The sequence below is a fragment of the Flavobacterium zhairuonense genome (assembly GCF_004352915.1).
Classification (GTDB): domain Bacteria; phylum Bacteroidota; class Bacteroidia; order Flavobacteriales; family Flavobacteriaceae; genus Flavobacterium; species Flavobacterium zhairuonense.
The window spans coordinates 193,776-213,146 of record NZ_SJSY01000074.1 but is presented as its reverse complement, the minus strand read 5'-3'; the positions used below and the strand labels follow the sequence as shown (position 1 = coordinate 213,146).

Genomic DNA, 19,371 nt, shown 5'->3' with positions numbered 1-19,371 from the left:
CTATTCTCAAAAATCATTTATATAAAAAACGCTAAGAACTAAATCTTAGCGTTTTTTATTTTTTATTCTAAAACCAAACCAATCTGACCATCGTCGTCTAATTCTGTTTCTACAGGATCGTCTTCTGGAATTTCTGGTTTTTCAGGAACTTCTTCAACTGGCTCTTCGTAAGGAAGCGGATCTAATAAATTAACTTGTCTTAATTTATCAGTCGTCAATTGGTTTCCTAATGCTTTAAAACCTTTTACAGCTATAAAATCTTCCACATCGATATGTAAATCGTCCTTTTGAACTCCTTTTACTTTAGCAAACACTAATTGCGCCACAGGACGATAATCAGTCGAAACGATTTCCAATTGTGAATTCGGATGATCGGTAATAAAGCTTTCTTCTTTACCTTCATTTTCAACAAGGAAACGTTTCAAGAAATAACGCTCTTTTTCACCATCATAATAAATCGCTGAAATCGGTTTTTTAGGTTTCCATTTTTCCAAGACAATCATATCTTCATCGAAATGAGTTGATAATTCTGGAATAATTACTTTCAATTTTCCTGACTGACTAATTACTAAGATTTTGTCTGTTGGTTTAAACTCTCCTAAAAGCTCTCCTCTTGCATCAACATTTAAACGTTTTACAGTATCATCAAACCAAACTTTTCTTGGCAGTAAAGTAGAAATACCTTTTTCTTTTAATTCGATTTTCTTGATTGGATATTTGGTTACTAAGTTTCCTTTAGAACCACGTCCTTTAATGGCTAACTTAGCAAAATCAATATCAAATTTCAGTTTCTTAATCGTTCCAACCTGACGCAATAATATCGTTACAACCTCAGCTTCTCCATTTGGATTATGTGAAAAATAAACGACCTGAGAACCATTTGTACCATTTGTCAAATCATAAGCTTTATCACGCGTTACACCAGTAACATTAAAACGTTTAATATAAGATGGACCTGATTTACCATCACGATACATCATATTATAAATGGTACGTTTATCGTTTTTATCAAAAACGGCAGCATGTATAATGTCTTTTCCAATAAAAGTCTTGGCATCTACTTTTGTGATCATCAATGTTCCGTCACGTAAAAACACAATAACATCGTCAATATCAGAACAATCACCTACGTATTCGTCTTTCTTTAAACTTGTTCCAACGAAACCTTCTTCACGGTTTACGTATAGTTTTGTGTTACGTAAAACTACTTTTGTAGCTTCAACGTTATCAAAAACACGAAGTTCTGTTTGACGTTCGCGTCCTTTTCCGTATTTCTCTTTTAATTTAGTGAAATAAGCAATTGCAAAATCCGTTAAATGCTCCAGATTATACTCTACTTCCTTCATTTCTTCTTCTAACTTAGCGATTAAATCGTCGGCTTTATCAGAATCGAAACGTGTGATACGAATCATCGGAATTTGAGTCAAACGTTGTAAATCGTCATCGTTGATTTCTCTTACGAAAGATTTCTTAAATGGCTCAAAACGATCATATAAATATTTGTAAAGTGATTCTCTGTCACCATACAATTTGAAGTCGATGTACATTTCTTCACGAATGAAGATTTTCTCTAAAGTAGAAAAATGCCACTTATTTTTTAATTCTTCTAATTGTATTTCTAATTCCTGACGAAGCAAATCAACAGTTCTCTCTGTCGAAATTTTCAACATTTGAGAAACCCCAATAAACAATGGCTTATTATCTTCAATAACACAACCTAGAGGCGCAACAGATGTTTCACAGGCTGTAAAAGCGAACAAAGCATCAATTGTTTTATCTGGTGAAACGCCTGGGAAAAGATGAATTAAAATCTCAACATCGGCAGCAGTATTATCTTCAATTTTCTTGATTTTGATTTTGCCTTTTTCATTAGCTTTCAAAATACTATCAATCAAACTCGATGTATTAGTAGAAAACGGAATTTGCGTAATTACCAATGTATTTTTGTCTAACTGCGAAATTTTAGCACGCACACGAACGCGACCGCCACGCATTCCGTCGTTGTAATTCGAAACGTCGGCAATACCCTGTGTCATAAAATCAGGATAAAGCGTAAATGGCTTTCCTTTTAAAATTTTAATCGAAGCATCAATTAATTCATTGAAATTATGAGGAAGCACTTTTGTAGAAAGCCCAACTGCGATACCTTCTGCTCCTTGTGCTAAGAGTAAAGGGAATTTTACAGGAAGATTGTTTGGCTCTGCACGACGTCCATCATACGAAACACCCCAATCGGTAATTTTTGGAGAATATAAAACCTCCAAAGCAAATTTAGACAAACGTGCCTCAATATAACGGGGTGCAGCAGCACCATCTCCTGTTAAAATATTACCCCAGTTTCCTTGGCAGTCAATTAATAAATCTTTCTGACCAATCTGTACCATAGCGTCACCAATACTTGCATCTCCGTGTGGGTGATACTGCATGGTGTGACCAACAACATTGGCTACTTTATTATAACGACCATCATCCAACTCTTTCAAAGAGTGCATAATACGACGTTGAACAGGCTTAAATCCGTCCTCGATAGCAGGAACTGCACGCTCCAGAATTACATACGAAGCATAATCCAAGAACCAGTCTTTGTACATTCCGGTTACTTTGGTAATAACGTCTTCTCCTTCTTCTTCCTGATTTTCGTAAAAATGCGCTCCTTCAAAATGCTTCGCGTCTACATCGATAATCTCATCGTCATTTCCATCCTGATTGTCATCCATCAGGTTTTCATCTTGATTATTCTCGTCTTCGTTTGGAATTATGTTATCGTCTTCTTCGTCTTTCATTTTTATGCTGAATTATTTCAGTATTTTATTTTAAAACTTTCTTGTTAACTATTTTTGTTGTTTTCAAACTATCCAAAAACAATCTTTCTTTTTCTTCCTTTTCTTCTGAATCAACAAAATATTTGATTCCAGCTTTCTTGAAAAAATCTTTTACATCATCTTTACAATAATCCCAATTTTCTTTAAGATTATTAGATGACTCAGATGTTCCGCACTCAAAGCAAAGCTCAATATGTCCTATAATTCTATTTTTATTATTATAAAAGAGAATTAAATTTCTTGGCATATAACAACTTGAATAAGGAGCAACATCACCTTCAACTTTACAATGGATTTTAATCAAATCAAATAACTCTTTTATTTGAGTTTCTTCCAATAAGGTGACTTTTTCATTAATCATTGAAGTATCAAAATCGATCTTATTGTTTATAATAATTTCTTTATGCCTTATTGTATCCCAAGCTAATCTATCTGGATAAGAAAATATTTCAATCTTTTTAATTGCTTCTTTTTCTAAATCAAAAACATCAGAATAGTCTAGATTTTTTTCTCCATCAAAAGCTTTATTTTTATTACAAGAAACAACTATCCCCAAGATAATTGATAAGACTAAAAGTGAACTAAACCTCTTCAAGCTCATCAATCTCCACCTTCAAATTCTTGATAATAAACTCTTGTCTATCCGGAGTATTTTTCCCCATATAGAAAGACAACAACTGTTCTATCGAAGTATGTTTATCCATCATAACAGGATCAAGGCGAATCGTATCTCCAATAAAGTTTTTGAACTCATCTGGTGAAATCTCTCCCAAACCTTTAAATCGGGTGATTTCTGGTTTTGGTTTTAATTTTTCGATCGCGTCTTTTCTTTCATCTTCAGAATAACAATAAATCGTTTCTTTTTTGTTTCGAACCCTGAAAAGCGGTGTCTGCAAAATATACAAATGCCCTTCTTTGATTAATTCAGGGAAAAACTGAAGAAAAAACGTAATTAGAAGCAAACGAATGTGCATTCCGTCGACATCGGCATCGGTTGCGATTACGATATTGTTGTAGCGTAATTTTTCTAGTCCGTCTTCGATATCAAGTGCCGCTTGAAGCAAGTTGAATTCTTCGTTTTCATACACAATCTTTTTAGACATTCCGTATGAATTCAAAGGTTTACCACGTAAACTGAAAACCGCTTGTGTATTTACGTCACGCGACTTTGTAATCGATCCAGAAGCCGAATCTCCCTCGGTAATAAAAAGTGTACTTTCTAAGTTTCTTGGGTTTTTGGTATCTGGAAGATGCGCTCGGCAGTCTCTTAATTTTTTATTGTGAAGATTGGCTTTTTTAGCACGATCTGTCGCCAGTTTTCTAATTCCTGATAATTCTTTACGCTCACGTTCAGCCTGAAGAATTTTACGCAATAAAGCTTCGGCTGTCGGCGGGTTTTTATGAAGATAATTATCCAGTTTTGTTTTGATAAAATCGTTAACGAAAGTACGAACAGAAACTGCAGGCGTTCCATCATCAGAACCCATATCGGTAGAACCTAATTTAGTTTTAGTCTGAGACTCAAAAACCGGTTCCATCACTTTAATACTAATAGCACTTACAATCGATTTACGAACATCTGATGCTTCGAAATTCTTGTTGTAAAACTCACGAATCGTTTTTACAACCGCTTCACGATACGCCGCTAAGTGCGTTCCTCCCTGTGTCGTATTTTGACCGTTTACGAAAGAATGATATTCTTCACTGTATTGCGTTTTACTGTGTGTTAACGCAACCTCAATATCGTGATCTTTCAAGTGAATAATTGGATATTCTAAATCTTCTTCATTGATCGTTTCTTCCAATAAATCACGAAGTCCGTTTTCTGAATAATATTTTTCTCCGTTGAAAATAATCGTCAAACCATTGTTTAAGTAACAATAGTTTTTAACCATTTTGATTACATACTCTAAACGGAATTTATAGTTTTTGAAAATCGTTTCGTCTGGCGTAAAAACTACTTTCGTTCCTTTACGTTTGGTCGTATCGATTACATCTTCTTCTAAAACTAAATTTCCAGCCGAAAACTCTGCTCCTTTTTGTTTGTCATCACGAACAGATTCCACACGAAAAAAAGTAGAAAGCGCATTTACCGCTTTTGTTCCGACACCATTTAAACCAACTGATTTCTGGAAAGCTTTAGAATCGTACTTTCCTCCGGTATTCATTTTCGAAACTACATCGACTACTTTTCCTAACGGAATTCCACGTCCATAATCACGAACTGTAACTGTTTTATCTTTTATAGATACTTCGATAGTTTTACCGGCACCCATAACGAATTCATCGATACAGTTGTCTAAAACCTCTTTTAAAAGAATGTAAATACCATCATCCGGTGATGATCCGTCCCCTAATTTCCCGATGTACATACCCGGACGCATACGAATATGTTCCTTCCAATCGAGTGAACGAATATTATCTTCGTTGTATTGATTTTGCTCTAGCATAAATGAATTTAGGATTTTTGGCTAATGTACCATTTATCGGTAAAAAATGAAAGTCTATTTTTTCTTTTGTTACGAATAATAACAGTTTTTAAACCAATTTAAATTGATTTTAAAAAATACGACCGTTAAAAATATAAAAAATCAGCGATGAAACAAAAAAATACTATTTGATTCCGAGTACTTCTTTTGCGAGCGCAATCATTTCGGGCGTTCCCGTATTTTTATTTTTTTCGTCAGAAAGTTTCACAACACCTTGCCAATGTGTATTATCAGGTTTTGTGTCGGTTAATTTGATCACCATATTCATTGCCGGAAGCCCCACATCATTGGTGAAATTTGTTCCAATTCCGAAAGACATTTTTATTTTGTCCTGACAGAAATCAACAATCGTTTTTACTTTGTCGTAATTAAGTGAATCGGAGAAAACGATTACTTTTGATTTTGGATCGATTCCCATTTTTGTATAATGCGAAATCACTTTTTTTGCAAATTCTATAGGATCTCCGCTGTCATGTCGAACGCCATCAAAAAGTTTTGAATATTTTTTATCAAACTGATTGAAAAATATCTCTGTCGTATAGGTGTCAGTTAACGCAATTCCGAGATCTCCACCGTAAACATTTGTCCAATTTTCAAGACTTATAAAGTTCGCCACCTGAAAACCGTATTGCGCTGCATGAAACATAAACCATTCGTGTGCATGTGTACCTAAAGGCCTTCTGTTGTTAACCATAGCAAAATGCACATTACTGGTTCCAATGAAGCTCTGCCCTCCATAAGCTTGTAGGGTTTCATTTACCAGTTCATGTACATCATAGGAATGACGTCTTCTTGTTCCAAATTCTAAAATAGAAACGCCAAGTTTATTGTATTTATCAATTTTCTCTTTGGTCAGCTCTTTAATGGCTTCATCATTTAGACGAATTAAATGATTGGATTTATAAAAAAGTTCTGAAATCAAGGCCATTAAAGGCACTTCCCACAAAATAGTTCTATACCAAAAACCTTCAACGGTAACTTTTATTTCTGAACCTTCTTGAGAAATTTGAACCTCAGACGGATCATAACTATAACCTTGCAGAAAATCCAAATAAGTTGGATCCAGATAAGGGCAATAATGTGACAGATAATTCTTTTCTTCTTTCGTCAAGCGAAGATCTGCCATGGCATCTACAGACTTTCGAAGCAAATCGGCAAAACCATCTGGAAAAATATGCTTTCCACGGTTTATAAATCCATAACGAACTTTTGCCTTTGGAAAAAGCCTAATTACCGCATGTTGCATCGTGAATTTATAGAAATCATTATCTAAGATTGATTTCAGAAAAGTTGTTTCCATAGCCCGTTACATTCAGATCATTCCTTGCTAAGATACGGCAATTTAATTTATTTTGGAATTATTTTAAATGTTGCGAAAGATTTTCCAAAACGATAAAATTCGATAAAACGTCCTAATTTTTTCTGATAGGTAAGCTGAAATTCCATTACTCCATTTTCTACTTTTGAATTTTCTACCGGTATTTTTTCTTCTTTTTTACCGAGATAATATAGGTCATCTATTTTTGAAAGATTTTTAATTTTAAAGGTAATCTTATCGCCATCGTTTGCATTGACAATACCAGAAAAAGGCATTAAAACTTCGCAATTTTCTTCTATAAATTCATCATATATAAGAGGCCCATTCAAAAATTCGGCTTTATTACCTGTATTTCCTTTGTACATTGCATTCTCAGCGTAATGTTTCGCATTAAAATATTTCGGATCCATATCAAAATAGATCGGAGTAAATTTTTTCACTAGTACTTTTCGACGATAGTCATAACTTCCCTGCCCCCAAGTAGCATCAACTAGAATCCACTTTCCATCGACTAGAACCGAATTCCATGCATGATTTACAACAAAATTTCTTCTGCCAATATCCGTCGATTCAACTTTAGCATCTCCAGATATCACCTGACATTTTAAACCCGTCAAAATTGCTAAATGTTCATACAAACGCGAAAAACCTTCACAAACTGCTTTTCTTGATCGAAATGCTTTTTGGACTGTTTTTGCATTTTGCAACTGAATTTGCTTTGCCCAGTCAGAATCACTTTTTGAAAACACTTTTGGCGCAGGAGGATCTAAAAACGTTTTTAAATCATATTCTATATTTAAGGCAATCCAGCTGTAAATTGCTCTTGCTTTATCATGTTCTGTGGTAAAATCTGTCTTAATTCTTTCTGCTAATTTTTCGGTGCTACCAAAATCAGGATATTTTAATACAATACTGTCAATAGCGCTATATTGTTGGGAATATGAAGAAGTTATAAAGATTAAATTAAAAAAAAAGAATGCGAAAACAATTTTCTTTGATGTCATTATGAGGTTAAGATTTAGGAATAGTTTAAAATGGAGTAAGTCTTTTATTTCTGAATAATTTTAAAAGAAACAATACTATTTGTATTGGCATAAATCGTAATATACTCTCCCACATTACTATCAATCAAAATCTGAAACTCCAAACCTCCTCTTTTTTCTTTTGCATTTTGGATTTTTACAGGCTGATTTCTTTTATTCAAATAAAAAACCTGATCTGATTTTGAAAGATTTTTGATTTCAAAAGTGATTTTATCTCCTCTCCTTGCTTCAATAATTCCAGATTCGGGAGTTTTGACTTGATAATCTTCTTCAATGGTTTTATTGTAAATCAAAGGTCCGTTGAGGAAATCATCTTTACTTAATCTGTTGCCTAAAAAAGTTCCTGAATCCGGAAAATGTTTAGCAAAGAAATAATCTGGATCTGTATCAAAATAAGCAGGGTTAAAATCATTAACCATTCTGCCTTTACTGCTGTCGTAATAGCCTTGCCCCCAAGTCACGTCAACCAAACGCCATTTCTTATCAATCAAAACCATATTCCAGGCATGATTGGATGAAGTAGTTTTTCTTCCGATATCTCTAACTGAAATTTTAGAATCACCACGGATTATTTCGCATTTTATTCCCATTTCAAGAGCCAAATGCTGATACAAAGCAGTAAAACCCTCACAAACAGCTTTTTGAGATTTAAAAGTCTTCTGAATCAGATTATCATTAATCTGTTTTATTTTTCGTTGCTTTTCAGCTTCAGATGAATAACTGAAACCTTGTGTTCTGGGCGGATTCAAAAAAGCATTGAAGTCATATTTTATATTGAAGGCAATCCAGCTGTAAATGGCGCGTGCACGATCATAATCCGAATCAAAATCATTTTCGATTCTGTCAGTTAATTTTTCAGTGCTACCAAAACTTTTAGGGTATTTTGCAACAATTTTATCAACTTCGCTTACTTTTTGTGCAGAAGCGAAATTGAAAAAAATAATATGAAGCAAAAGGACTAAAAATGAAATCTTTTTCTGTGGCATTTAAAAATTTGATTTAATAATATCTTTCAGTTCCTGATCTAACTCAAGATTCGAGATTTTATTTTCTTGTAAATCAAAATTCGAGCCAAATGCTGGCAATGAAAAACTTCCTTTAATTTCAGCTCCATAACGCGGAAAAAGATTTTGAGCAATTCCTAAAACAGAACTTCCGCCTCTTCCTCCTGGAGAAGTGGCCAATAATAACATTGGTTTGTGCTGAAAAACATCTTTTTCGATACGAGAACTCCAATCGAAAACATTTTTGAAAGCAACAGAATAATTTCCATTATTTTCTGCCATTGAAACTACTAGAATATCAGCTTCTTTAAGTTTATTCAAAAACGATTGCGCCACTTCATGCTGACCAATTTCTTTTTCAAGATCTACGCTAAAAACGGGCATTGCAAAATCATTTAAATCTAAAACCTCAACATCTGCATTTTCAAATAAACTAGATGCATAAGTCGCTAAACGCTTATTGATTGACTGTTTGCTGTTGCTTCCTCCAAAGGCTATTATTTTCATATTTGTGGTATTTTATTTTTCTATTCGGTTTCTATTTCAAAAATCTCTTTTTGTATTTCTACAGAATAATCATTTGGCGAAATACTTCCTCCAAATGCTTTTGCGTAGACTTTTGTAAATTCAGCTCCAAAATACAAAATAATAGCGGAGTAATACACCCAAACTAAAATTATAATCACAGAACCTGCTGCACCGTAAACACTTGCAACAGTAGAATTTCCTAGATAAAGCCCAATTGCAAATTTACCTATCATAAATAAAATTGCTGTGCAAGAAGCTCCCACAAAAGCATCTTTCCATTTGATCGCTCCGTCAGGTAAAGTTCGGAATATAATTGCGAAAAGCAATGTGATGCTGGCAAAAACAATTACCAAATTTGCCACATAAAAAAAGTAAACTGTTGTATCTGGAAAATAGAGTTTTAAACGTGCATTTAAAACATCGAGCGTAGCATTGACCATTAAGCTGACCAACATCAAGAATCCAACCGAAACTATCATTGAAAATGACATAATTCTGTTTTGGATAAATTTTCGCAAACCTCTATTGGGTTTGGCCCGCAAGCCCCAAATATAATTAATGGAACTTTGGATTTCTGCAAAAACTCCCGATGCCCCAATTAGCAACATTACGACCCCAAAAACGGTCACAAATACATTGCTGTCTGATAATTGAACATTTTTTATTGCCTCCTGAATTTGTACCGCTGCATTATTCCCCACCAATCTATTTATTTGGCCGTATAACTGGCCTGTGACTGCCTCTTCCCCAAAAAAGACACCACAAATAGTAATTATAATTATCAATAAAGGAGGCAATGCAAAAATGGTATAATAAGATAATGCTGCACTTAACTTAATGGCATTATCGTCATTGAATTCTAAAAATGTCGTTTTTAATAAATACCAAGTTTTTGAAAAGATGTTGTGCTTTTTCATTTGCTGGCTGTTTGATATTTACTCAAATTTAGGCATTAATGAAAATGTTGCACTTCTCAGATTTTAGCCGAATTTTATATTTTTCCCATGTTTATTCAGATACCTTTTTATATTCCTGATCGTATCCTAAATGTTTAATTTTAAAGATTTTTTTGAATTCGCTTCTTGCTGGCTTCATCAAATAAGAAATAGAATCAAGCTTTTTTGCTTTTATTTTAGTGACTGAATCAAGCTTTTTAAGGTCTTTTAAATCGTATAGGTTTTTAAATTTTAAAGTGTTTTTGTCAAGTGAAACAAATCTAACCTTCCAAAATACAGAATCTTTTTTACTCAAAATTAATTGTCCATCAATGCGCTTTGCTTTTTCATAAAGAGAAAACCTAAACAGCGTATCGATACTTTTTTGAATTAATTCGATTGAATCGCCTTTCGGTAGCATATCATAAGTATATCTTGTCTCCTTCACCACTAATTTGCCATCAACAATATCGCATTCAGCCTTTAACGAATCTAATTTAAGCTTATGAATTTTGAACTTCCAAAAATATTCTTCTAGAATTCTATCTTCTTCAATTCTTATAAAAGTTGAATCGTTATTGACGTACAATCCTCTGAATTTATTCGGAAAATGATCTAACTCAGAATCATTTTCAGGTTGCGGTTTTTCAAAATAAAAAGTCGCGCATCCTTCTACGCATTCTGCTGGTGCATCTACTTTTTTACAAGAAATACTTACTGCTAGTATTGCTACAATTAAAACTATCTTTTTCATAGCAGAATCATTTATAATGACAGAAAATCCCCTTATCATAAACCGTCCACAAGCTTGCCTTTTGGTTCGCCGCTTTTAAAGCATTATTTGCCCAAGTATTGCAGGTATTAAAAAGACTGTAACTTCCTTTTGCTTCATAAAAAGCGTCTTTTCTTCCGCAACTATGACCTTCAATCCATTGTGGATGAACGGGATCACTGAAACTGTTGGAGATATAATTGACTAAATTTTGATAATTTTCTTTTGAAACCAAAATGCGTTTGCAATCTTCCCCTTCCCTCAATTGTTTAAAAAATGTGGTATGCATTGCAGAAGAACTTACTCCAAAAGTCGCTTTTAATGCTGTACTAGCTTTTAAGTCTGACCATTCAGGCGTATCGAGATAAAAACCTTTATCACCCCACCCGAAACCAATATAATTCATCAATGAATCTTTTGATTGTGTCTGGCTGAACTGGATTTCGTTTCGCCAATCTTTGATTTCGTTTTTAATAGGAACAACAATATCGGTATGAACACCATTGGAAAGAATGTAAATTGGAATTGCATTTTGTTCTTCGACTTGAGCAATATCCGAATTCACAGTAATTCTTGAAATAATTAAAACTGATGAAATATACAGCGCAAGGAAAGTGAAAATTCCGAAGAGTGTCCAGCCCAGAAATTTGAATGATTTTTTTAGCATTTTGATTGGTTGATTTTTAGATTAGTAATTGGTTAATTTTTCTGTAACCAATTTTTGAGCCAAAAATTTTTAATGCTTAATTCTCATGATAAATTAGAACGCGGATTCTACTGATTCGCTTTCGCGAAAGCGCGGATTTACACCGATTTTATTTTTATCTAAACATAAAAAAAAACTGCTGAATCTCTCCAGCAGTTTTAGTCTATTCTCTTTGTTCTTTACTCTTTCTTCTAAAAAAAAGATTAAACGTTGAAACGGAAGTGCATTACATCACCATCTTTCACAATATATTCTTTTCCTTCAACTCTGAATTTTCCAGCTTCTTTTGCTTTTGCTTCAGAACCGTATTGAACGTAATCATCATATGAAATTACCTCAGCACGGATAAATCCTTTTTCAAAATCAGTGTGGATAACTCCAGCCGCTTGTGGTGCAGTTGCTCCAATGTTGATCGTCCAAGCACGAACTTCTTTTACACCAGCTGTAAAATAAGTCTGTTGTTTTAATAATTTGTAAGCTGCACGAATCAAAACAGATGCACCTGGCTCTTCTAATCCCATATCTTCAAGGAAAACCTGACGCTCTTCGTAGCTTTCTAATTCTGTAATATCAGCTTCTGCTCCTACTGAAAGCACAATAACTTCAGCTTCTTCGTCTTTTACTAATTCGCGAACTTGATCAACATATTTGTTTCCGTTTACTGCTGAACTTTCGTCAACGTTACAAACGTATAAAACTGGTTTTGCAGTAATTAATTGGAAACTTTCCATTAAAACTTCTTCGTCATTATTTTGAGGAACAATTGTTCTTGCAGATTTAGCCTGCAACAAAGCTTCTCTAATTCTGTTCAACAAAGCTTCTTCTGTTTGTGCTTCTTTATTTCCAGTTTTTGCAGCACGTTTTACTTTTTCTAAACGTTTTTCGATTGTTTCTAAGTCTTTTAACTGCAATTCGATATCGATCGTTTCTTTGTCACGAATTGGGTTTACATTTCCGTCAACGTGAACAATATTATCATTGTCAAAACAACGCAAAACGTGAATAATAGCATTACACTCTCTAATGTTTCCTAAAAACTGATTTCCAAGACCTTCGCCTTTACTTGCTCCTTTTACCAAACCTGCAATATCTACGATATCTACAGTTGCCATTTGCACACGCTCAGGTTTTACTAATTCTTCTAATTTATTGATTCTTGGATCTGGAACGTTTACAACACCAATATTAGGTTCGATTGTACAAAACGGAAAGTTTGCACTCTGCGCTTTTGCATTAGATAAACAATTAAATAATGTTGATTTTCCAACATTTGGCAATCCTACAATTCCTGCTTTCATCTGTTTGTTTCTATATTATTTATTCGACCTTTAGTTTTAGGTCTAAACATTAAACATTGTACTTTAATGTTTTGCGATTTAAATGTTCTTTTTTTGATTTCTGCCAAAATCATATTTTTTGGCTTTAAAATTTTGCAAATATAAGATTTAATAGCTCTTGCACGAACTAAAAATGTTCATTAATACAATTTTAAAGCAAATCTTGAAAATTTTTAAACATATTATTAAATTTTTGTTAAAAAATACTACTTTTATAAACTAAACCAATAAAAAACAAACCAAAAAACCAAACCCACATGAAAAGAATAGTTTTTTTATTATTTCTGCTGAATACAGCATTTCTTTTTGCTCAAAAAGAAGTCTCAGGTGTCGTGAAAGACAAAACAGGCACACCCCTACCCGGCGTAAACGTTGTCGAAAAAGGAACTTCAAATGGCGTTTCAACTGATTTTGAAGGAGCCTACAAAATCAAAGTCAAAGATGGCGCTACATTAGTTTTTAGCTATGTTGGCTTTTCAACAGTTGAAAAATTAGCTTCAAGCGATAAAATAGACATCAATTTAAGCGAAAGCGATGGCCAAGTTTTAAATGATGTTGTTGTCGTGGGTTCGAGAAGCACCAAAAGAACCGTTGTAAATTCGGCAGTTCCTATTGATGTAATTAATGTAAAAGATGTTACTACACAAAGTGGTAAAATCGAAATCAACCAGCTTTTACAATATGTTGCACCTTCGTTTAACGCTAACAAACAATCTGGTTCTGACGGAGCAGACCACGTTGATCCTGCTTCTTTAAGAGGTATGGGACCTGACCAAACCTTAGTTTTGATTAACGGAAAAAGAAGACACCAATCGTCATTAATCAATTTATTTGGAACTCGCGGACGCGGGAACACAGGAACAGATTTAAATGCGATTCCTGCAGCTTCTATTAAAAGAATTGAGATTTTGCGCGACGGTGCTGCTGCTCAATATGGTTCTGATGCCATTGCCGGTGTTATAAATATTATAACAAATGACAATGTAGATGAACTTACAGGATCTGTAACATATGGCGTTTTTAATACGCATGCAAAAGGCGAATTCCTTCCGGGAACTCCAAATACAAAAGGTTTTAGATTAGACCAGAACGGAAATGGAAATTCATACGGAAAAAATCAGGATTTAGATGGTGGATCTGTAAAAGTTGCTGCCAATTATGGAACTGGTATTGGAAGCAAAGGCGGTTACGTAAATATTACAGGTGAGTTTCTAAGCAAAAACAAAACATTAAGACCTGCCTACGATTTTAGAAAAGGTTTTGGTGATGCAGAAATGCAAGGCGTTAATTTATTCGCTAACTTGTCTATTCCGATTAGCGACAAAACTGAGTTTTATGCTTTTGGCGGAAGCAATTTTAGAGATACTGATGCTTATGCTTTTACTAGAAATGATGGCGAAAGAGTTGTTGAATCAGTTTATCCAGGCGGATATACTCCAAGAATCACATCAAAAATTAATGACAATTCTATTGCCGCGGGAATCAAAACTGAATCTTCTGGCGGATGGAAATTTGATTTGAGTAATACTTTTGGAAAGAATAAATTCCAATATGACATAAAAGGGACGATCAATGCTTCTCTTGAGGAAAAATCTCCTCATGAATTTGACGCTGGTGGACATAGTTTACTTCAAAACACAACCAATTTTGATATTTCTAAAAACTATGATGATATCATGAGCGGATTCAATATTGCTTTCGGAACTGAATTCAGAGTAGAGCAATTTGAAATTTTTGCTGGCGAAGAAGGTTCATACGCAACTTATGATACTAACGGAAATGTTATCACAGATCCTACAACTCAAAGCCCTCCAATTGATCCAATTTCAGGCGAACCAAGACCGGGAGGTTCGCAAGGTTTTCCTGGATATAGTCCATTAAATACTGTAAATAAAAGCAGAACAAACTTTTCACTATATACTGATGCCGAATTAGATGTTACAGAAGCTTGGATGGTTAGCGGCGCAGTTCGTTTTGAAAACTATAGCGATTTTGGAAGTACTATAAATGGAAAATTAGCTTCAAGATTAAAAATTACAGATCATATAAATGCTAGAGGATCTATTAGTACAGGTTTCCGTGCACCATCTTTAGCTCAAATTTATTACAATTTACATTTTACAAATTTTAATGCTCAAGGAGCACAAGAAGTTTTGCTTGCGCCAAATGACAGCCCTGTCACAAAAGCGTTTGGTATTCAAAAATTAAATGAAGAAAAAGCAGTAAATGCTTCTTTAGGACTAACTGCAACATTTGGTGATTTCACAGCTACTGTTGATGGTTATTATATTAAAGTTAAAGATCGTATCGTACTAACAGGTTATTTTGATGCAAGCAGTTTAAATCTTGGCGTTGATTCGGCTCAGTTTTTTGCTAACGGAGTTGACACAAGCACACACGGTTTAGATTTAGTTTTCTCTTGGAAAAAGAATTATGATTTTGGACACATTGGCGCTACTTTAGTTGGAAATATCAACGATATGAAAATTGATAAAGTAAAAAATGGCGATTTAGATGAAGCAACTTTCTTTGGAAAACGTGAAAAAGCCTTTTTATTGGCTTCTGCGCCAGACAGCAAATTTGGTTTAAACCTTACTTATTCAAAAAATAAATTTGATGCAGGTTTAGCATTTACACGTTTCAGCAAAGTGGTTTTAGTTGATTATGCTGACGAAGATGATGTTTACAATCCTAGATTAGTAACTGATTTGACTGTAGGTTACCAATTGACTAAAAGTTTAAAATTAAGCCTTGGAAGCAACAACTTATTCAATGTTTATCCAACAAAACAAGATGAACAAGGAAATACAGAAGCTGGTGGTTACTGGGATGCAGTTCAAATGGGATTCAGCGGTGCTTACTACTATGCAAGACTTGGATTTAACTTCTAAAATATTTCAGAAAAAAGGGCTTCGACTTTACTCAGCCAATACTCTCAAACAAAAAATCCTGAACGATTGTTCAGGATTTTTTTCATCTAAATAGCTCTCATTTTAAATTTTACAGCTTATAATCTAAGCCCGAAATAATTGCTTTTTCTTCATCAGTCGCGACAAAACCCGAAATATCCCAATAGTTGGTCATGATTTTATTCTTTTTATTGAAAAGCGTTTTCTCTTTAAAAACGTCACTTTCTTTATAAGTGAAATTTTGTCGGTTAAAATGTGTTGTTGTAAAACTGTTTCGAACCTCAATTTTCTTTATTTGTTCTTTCAAAACAAGATTATATGCAATTTCTTCATTCGAGCTTAACAAATAATAATTTTCGCCATCAATTCTGTAACTAACTCTGATATTAGATTTGGTTACATTTTTTGAGCCTGGTTTAGTTTGTTCTTCGATTTGCATAAGATTTCCTGGCTCAATCGTGATTGTATATTCGACAATCAGTTTTTTAACCGGATCGTAAACAATTTCAAAAGTATCTAATGCTTTTTTAGACTTATCAAGAGGCGTAATTTTCAGCACATAATAATCTTTATTATTAGGATGTCCTGTGGTTGTAAAATCATATTCTTTTCTAGTTTTCGGATCTAGAACCGGATCAAAATATTTTAAATTCGAATAGTTTTCCATGATATTATTCAAATTATATCCTTTCAAGTCGGCACTAACATCAGTTTCTAACAAACCGTAGGATCTATTTTGCTCTACAAGCAATGTGGTCGTTGATTTTTTTTGATTTACTGAAAACTGAAAATTTACAAGTCCGTCATTATAATAAGAGTACTTGTTATCGAGCATAAAAAACTCTCTTACATAGACTTTTAATCTATAAGACGATGCTAATTTTTTCCTAGAATTAGCCACAATTTTTTGAAAGATTTTTTGAGGATTTTCCTTTGAAACTACAATTTCATCCAGTTTGTTATTCTTGTTCTTCAAATAGACCACAAACTTTTGATCATCTTTTAAAGAAACCCATCGAATATTCAAAGTTTCATAATCTGTTTGCGAAATTTCAATATTAGAACCTCCTGTAAGCATAAAAGTGACTTTGCCCTCCTTATTGCTTAACAGAATTTGCTTGGTCTTCATAATAACTACTGTTGCATTTTCTATCGGCAATTGAGTTTCGATATCTTTTACAATAATAGAATATTCAGATTTTTGCGCAAAAGCTGTAATACTAAATAATACGATAAATAAACATACCAGTCTCCTCATAGGCTGTTTTTGAAATATTAACATCAAATTAACAAAATAAATCGTTATGTAACAGCATTGTAAAGAATAAATATCAAAAAAAAGACAAAAAAAAAATCCTGAGCGTGGTACTCAGGATTATATTTTTTAAATCATAAAAGTTCTAATGTATCCATAAACAAACAAGAATCCTAGCAAACAAAGAATCAATTCATTATAATCAATCCAATAGTAAAACAAACTGTAGATCTTTACTTCATATTCATTTTCCTTGTCCTCTAAAACAATAAGCTTCTCATTTATTTTAAAATTTGTGACCAATCTTAATTCTCCTTGATCACATTTTATAGTATCATAATTTTTATAATACTCGATTTCTGGTATTTCTCTGCTAATTCTTACCCAACCACTTCCGCGTCCTGCGCCTGAATATTTTGATGAAATTTTATGAAGTCCAATTACTTTGCCTTCGTAAAAATTATAATTATCAAGATTTGCAACTTTTAAATAAATAAAACAACAATAAACAACAAGTAAAGAAAAAGTTATAGGGTTGTTTATTATATATTTTCGAAATTTATTCACCATGTAAAAACGCTTGTCTATTCAACAAGGTTTCTTCATCTTCTACGTGATTATCATCTGGTACGCAGCAATCAACAGGACATACAGCAGCACATTGAGGTTCATCGTGAAACCCTTTACATTCTGTACATTTTCCTGGAACGATATAATAGATTTCATCAGAAATTGGAGTTTGAGCATCTTCAGCGTCAACCTCAGTTCCGTCAGGTAAAACTACTTTTCCAGAAAGACTTGTTCCGTCTTTATATCTCCAATCATCTGCACCTTCATATATTGCTGTATTTGGGCACTCTGGTTCGCAAGCCCCACAATTGATGCATTCGTCAGTTATAATAATTGCCATCTTTTTTAGTCTTAAAGTTTAAAAGTCATAAAGTCTAAAGTCATAAAGTCTGTCATAAAGTTTGAAAGTATTTAAAGTAAAAGTATTAAAGCCTTTTCAACTTTAGACTTTCGACTTTGGACTTTGGACTTTTGTCTTTCGACTTAATTATGCTTATTTTTGTGCAAAATTACAATCAAAACAATTCATAAACAAACATTATGACATTAGAAACAAAAAAAAGTGTTTTTGTTGAATTAGGAAATTTTTTAAGTCAGTTCTCTGAAAAGGAATCGATAAAAAAAACTGACGTTTTATATAACGACATTTTTTTTGATGATTTTGAAAACCTGATCCATTTATCACAATCTCATAATGGCTGGTACACGCCAGAGCAAGTTTATTTTGCTATAAATTCTTGGGCAGAAGCTCTGACAGAAGAAAACATTACAAAATGGATTTCAAAATATCATTTTGATGCCAATCCAAAAGAAAAAACCGTTGCTTTGATTTTGGCCGGAAATATTCCGTTAGTTGGTTTTCATGATTTTTTATCTGTTTTGATTACAGGAAACAAAGCTTTAATCAAAACTTCGTCGAATGATCAGCATCTACTTCCTTTCTTAGCCAAATATTTAATTACTGTCGATGAAAACCTAAAAGATAAAATCACTTTCGTCGAAGGAAAACTTGAAAACTTCGATGCCGTAATTGCAACGGGAAGCAACAATACTGCTCGTTATTTTGAATATTATTTTAAAGACAAACCATCGATCATCAGAAAAAACAGAAATTCTGTTGCGATTTTGAACGGAAAAGAATCCAAAGAAGATTTAGAAGCTCTTGGTGAAGATATTTTTAGATATTTTGGATTAGGATGCCGAAATGTTTCCAAGCTTTTTGTTCCAAAAGGATATGTTTTTGATGGATTTTTTGAAGCGATGTTCAAATATCAAGATGTAATTCATTACGAAAAATACGCTAATAATTATGACTATAATAAAGCAGTATTTTTAATGAGTAATTTCAAGCTTCTTGACAATGGCTTTTTGACTATAAAAGAAGATTCCAGCTACGCCTCTCCTATCTCGAGCGTTTTTTATGAATTTTACGAAAATATTGAAGATTTGCAGTCGCGTCTTAAAGCTGATTCTGAACAAATTCAATGTATCGTTAGCAACAATTTATTTGAAAACAGCATCATATTTGGGCAAACTCAAAAACCTCAATTGTGGGATTACGCAGATAACGTTGATACTATAACGTTTTTGTTAACAACAAAGTAAAAATATGTTTAATTATTTCGAATAATTTATCGCTTTTTCGTCTCCTATTGCCGAAATTTGCATCTTTAAAATTTTCGA

General features: G+C 33.4%; 16 protein-coding genes. 2 read left to right on the top strand and 14 right to left on the bottom strand.

What is annotated here, in order from left to right:
• Positions 1-62 precede the first annotated feature (62 nt).
• From EYY60_RS15225 to ychF, 11 genes are all read right to left on the bottom strand, one after another.
• Entirely contained in the window at positions 63-2,783 is a 2,721-nt protein-coding gene (locus tag EYY60_RS15225) for a DNA gyrase/topoisomerase IV subunit A (RefSeq protein WP_132990173.1), read from the bottom strand.
• 25 nt (positions 2,784-2,808) lie between these two features.
• On the bottom strand, positions 2,809-3,378 hold the full coding sequence (locus tag EYY60_RS15220; protein ID WP_132990172.1) for a hypothetical protein: 570 nt from the start codon (positions 3,376-3,378) through the stop codon (positions 2,809-2,811).
• Between the two features lie 25 nt (positions 3,379-3,403).
• Positions 3,404-5,272: a DNA topoisomerase IV subunit B gene (locus EYY60_RS15215; protein ID WP_132990171.1), complete on the bottom strand. Its 1,869-nt coding sequence runs from the start codon at positions 5,270-5,272 to the stop codon at positions 3,404-3,406.
• A gap of 163 nt (positions 5,273-5,435) precedes the next feature.
• Positions 5,436-6,611, bottom strand: a complete 1,176-nt coding sequence (gene pncB / locus EYY60_RS15210; RefSeq protein ID WP_132990170.1) for a nicotinate phosphoribosyltransferase — start codon at positions 6,609-6,611, stop codon at positions 5,436-5,438.
• A 47-nt stretch (positions 6,612-6,658) separates the two neighbouring features.
• Positions 6,659-7,633, bottom strand: coding sequence for a transglutaminase domain-containing protein (locus EYY60_RS15205; RefSeq protein ID WP_132990169.1), 975 nt, complete (start codon positions 7,631-7,633; stop codon positions 6,659-6,661).
• A 44-nt stretch (positions 7,634-7,677) separates the two neighbouring features.
• Positions 7,678-8,658, bottom strand: coding sequence for a transglutaminase domain-containing protein (locus EYY60_RS15200; RefSeq protein WP_132990168.1), 981 nt, complete (start codon positions 8,656-8,658; stop codon positions 7,678-7,680).
• Positions 8,659-9,183, bottom strand: a complete 525-nt coding sequence (locus EYY60_RS15195) for an NADPH-dependent FMN reductase (protein WP_132990167.1) — start codon at positions 9,181-9,183, stop codon at positions 8,659-8,661.
• 20 nt (positions 9,184-9,203) lie between these two features.
• Positions 9,204-10,121, bottom strand: coding sequence for a YihY/virulence factor BrkB family protein (locus EYY60_RS15190; protein ID WP_132990166.1), 918 nt, complete (start codon positions 10,119-10,121; stop codon positions 9,204-9,206).
• 91 nt (positions 10,122-10,212) lie between these two features.
• Positions 10,213-10,893, bottom strand: coding sequence for a hypothetical protein (locus tag EYY60_RS15185; RefSeq protein ID WP_132990165.1), 681 nt, complete (start codon positions 10,891-10,893; stop codon positions 10,213-10,215).
• Between the two features lie 7 nt (positions 10,894-10,900).
• A complete protein-coding gene (locus EYY60_RS15180; RefSeq protein WP_132990164.1) occupies positions 10,901-11,578 on the bottom strand; it encodes a TIGR02117 family protein in 678 nt (225 codons plus the stop codon).
• Positions 11,579-11,820: 242 nt separating this feature from the next.
• Positions 11,821-12,915: a redox-regulated ATPase YchF gene (gene ychF / locus EYY60_RS15175; RefSeq protein ID WP_111424099.1), complete on the bottom strand. Its 1,095-nt coding sequence runs from the start codon at positions 12,913-12,915 to the stop codon at positions 11,821-11,823.
• Positions 12,916-13,211: 296 nt separating this feature from the next.
• On the opposite strand from ychF, the gene EYY60_RS15170 reads away from it, so the two are divergent.
• Positions 13,212-15,845 carry a TonB-dependent receptor gene (locus EYY60_RS15170; RefSeq protein WP_132990163.1) on the top strand — a complete coding sequence of 878 codons (2,634 nt, stop codon included), beginning with the start codon at positions 13,212-13,214 and terminating at the stop codon, positions 15,843-15,845.
• Between the two features lie 109 nt (positions 15,846-15,954).
• On the opposite strand, the gene EYY60_RS15165 is transcribed toward EYY60_RS15170, so the two are convergent.
• The 3 genes from EYY60_RS15165 to EYY60_RS15155 all read right to left on the bottom strand — a co-directional run bounded on the left by EYY60_RS15165 (position 15,955) and on the right by EYY60_RS15155 (position 18,028).
• Positions 15,955-17,121: a hypothetical protein gene (locus EYY60_RS15165; protein WP_132990162.1), complete on the bottom strand. Its 1,167-nt coding sequence runs from the start codon at positions 17,119-17,121 to the stop codon at positions 15,955-15,957.
• A 126-nt stretch (positions 17,122-17,247) separates the two neighbouring features.
• Positions 17,248-17,688 (bottom strand): hypothetical protein, encoded by a 441-nt coding sequence (locus tag EYY60_RS15160; protein ID WP_132990161.1) that lies wholly within the window; start codon positions 17,686-17,688, stop codon positions 17,248-17,250.
• Entirely contained in the window at positions 17,678-18,028 is a 351-nt protein-coding gene (locus EYY60_RS15155; protein ID WP_026729225.1) for a 4Fe-4S dicluster domain-containing protein, read from the bottom strand. Before EYY60_RS15155 ends, EYY60_RS15160 begins: the two co-directional genes overlap by 11 nt.
• Before the next feature lie 200 nt (positions 18,029-18,228).
• Here EYY60_RS15155 and EYY60_RS15150 point away from each other — a divergent pair, with 200 nt between their 5' ends.
• Positions 18,229-19,293 (top strand): acyl-CoA reductase, encoded by a 1,065-nt coding sequence (locus tag EYY60_RS15150; RefSeq protein WP_132990160.1) that lies wholly within the window; start codon positions 18,229-18,231, stop codon positions 19,291-19,293.
• Positions 19,294-19,371: the final 78 nt, after the last annotated feature.

Bases quoted from the DNA above. Each gene is read 5' to 3' on its own strand.
- EYY60_RS15225 (WP_132990173.1), bottom strand. From the start codon at position 2,783: ATGAAAGACGAAGAAGACGATAACATAATTCCAAACGAAGACGAGAAT.
- EYY60_RS15215 (WP_132990171.1), bottom strand. From the start codon at position 5,272: ATGCTAGAGCAAAATCAATACAACGAAGATAATATTCGTTCACTCGAT.
- pncB (WP_132990170.1), bottom strand. From the start codon at position 6,611: ATGGAAACAACTTTTCTGAAATCAATCTTAGATAATGATTTCTATAAA.
- EYY60_RS15205 (WP_132990169.1), bottom strand. From the start codon at position 7,633: ATGACATCAAAGAAAATTGTTTTCGCATTCTTTTTTTTTAATTTAATC.
- EYY60_RS15200 (WP_132990168.1), bottom strand. From the start codon at position 8,658: ATGCCACAGAAAAAGATTTCATTTTTAGTCCTTTTGCTTCATATTATT.
- EYY60_RS15195 (WP_132990167.1), bottom strand. From the start codon at position 9,183: ATGAAAATAATAGCCTTTGGAGGAAGCAACAGCAAACAGTCAATCAAT.
- EYY60_RS15190 (WP_132990166.1), bottom strand. From the start codon at position 10,121: ATGAAAAAGCACAACATCTTTTCAAAAACTTGGTATTTATTAAAAACG.
- EYY60_RS15185 (WP_132990165.1), bottom strand. From the start codon at position 10,893: ATGAAAAAGATAGTTTTAATTGTAGCAATACTAGCAGTAAGTATTTCT.
- EYY60_RS15180 (WP_132990164.1), bottom strand. From the start codon at position 11,578: ATGCTAAAAAAATCATTCAAATTTCTGGGCTGGACACTCTTCGGAATT.
- ychF (WP_111424099.1), bottom strand. From the start codon at position 12,915: ATGAAAGCAGGAATTGTAGGATTGCCAAATGTTGGAAAATCAACATTA.
- EYY60_RS15170 (WP_132990163.1), top strand. From the start codon at position 13,212: ATGAAAAGAATAGTTTTTTTATTATTTCTGCTGAATACAGCATTTCTT.
- EYY60_RS15165 (WP_132990162.1), bottom strand. From the start codon at position 17,121: ATGAGGAGACTGGTATGTTTATTTATCGTATTATTTAGTATTACAGCT.
- EYY60_RS15160 (WP_132990161.1), bottom strand. From the start codon at position 17,688: ATGGTGAATAAATTTCGAAAATATATAATAAACAACCCTATAACTTTT.
- EYY60_RS15155 (WP_026729225.1), bottom strand. From the start codon at position 18,028: ATGGCAATTATTATAACTGACGAATGCATCAATTGTGGGGCTTGCGAA.
- EYY60_RS15150 (WP_132990160.1), top strand. From the start codon at position 18,229: ATGACATTAGAAACAAAAAAAAGTGTTTTTGTTGAATTAGGAAATTTT.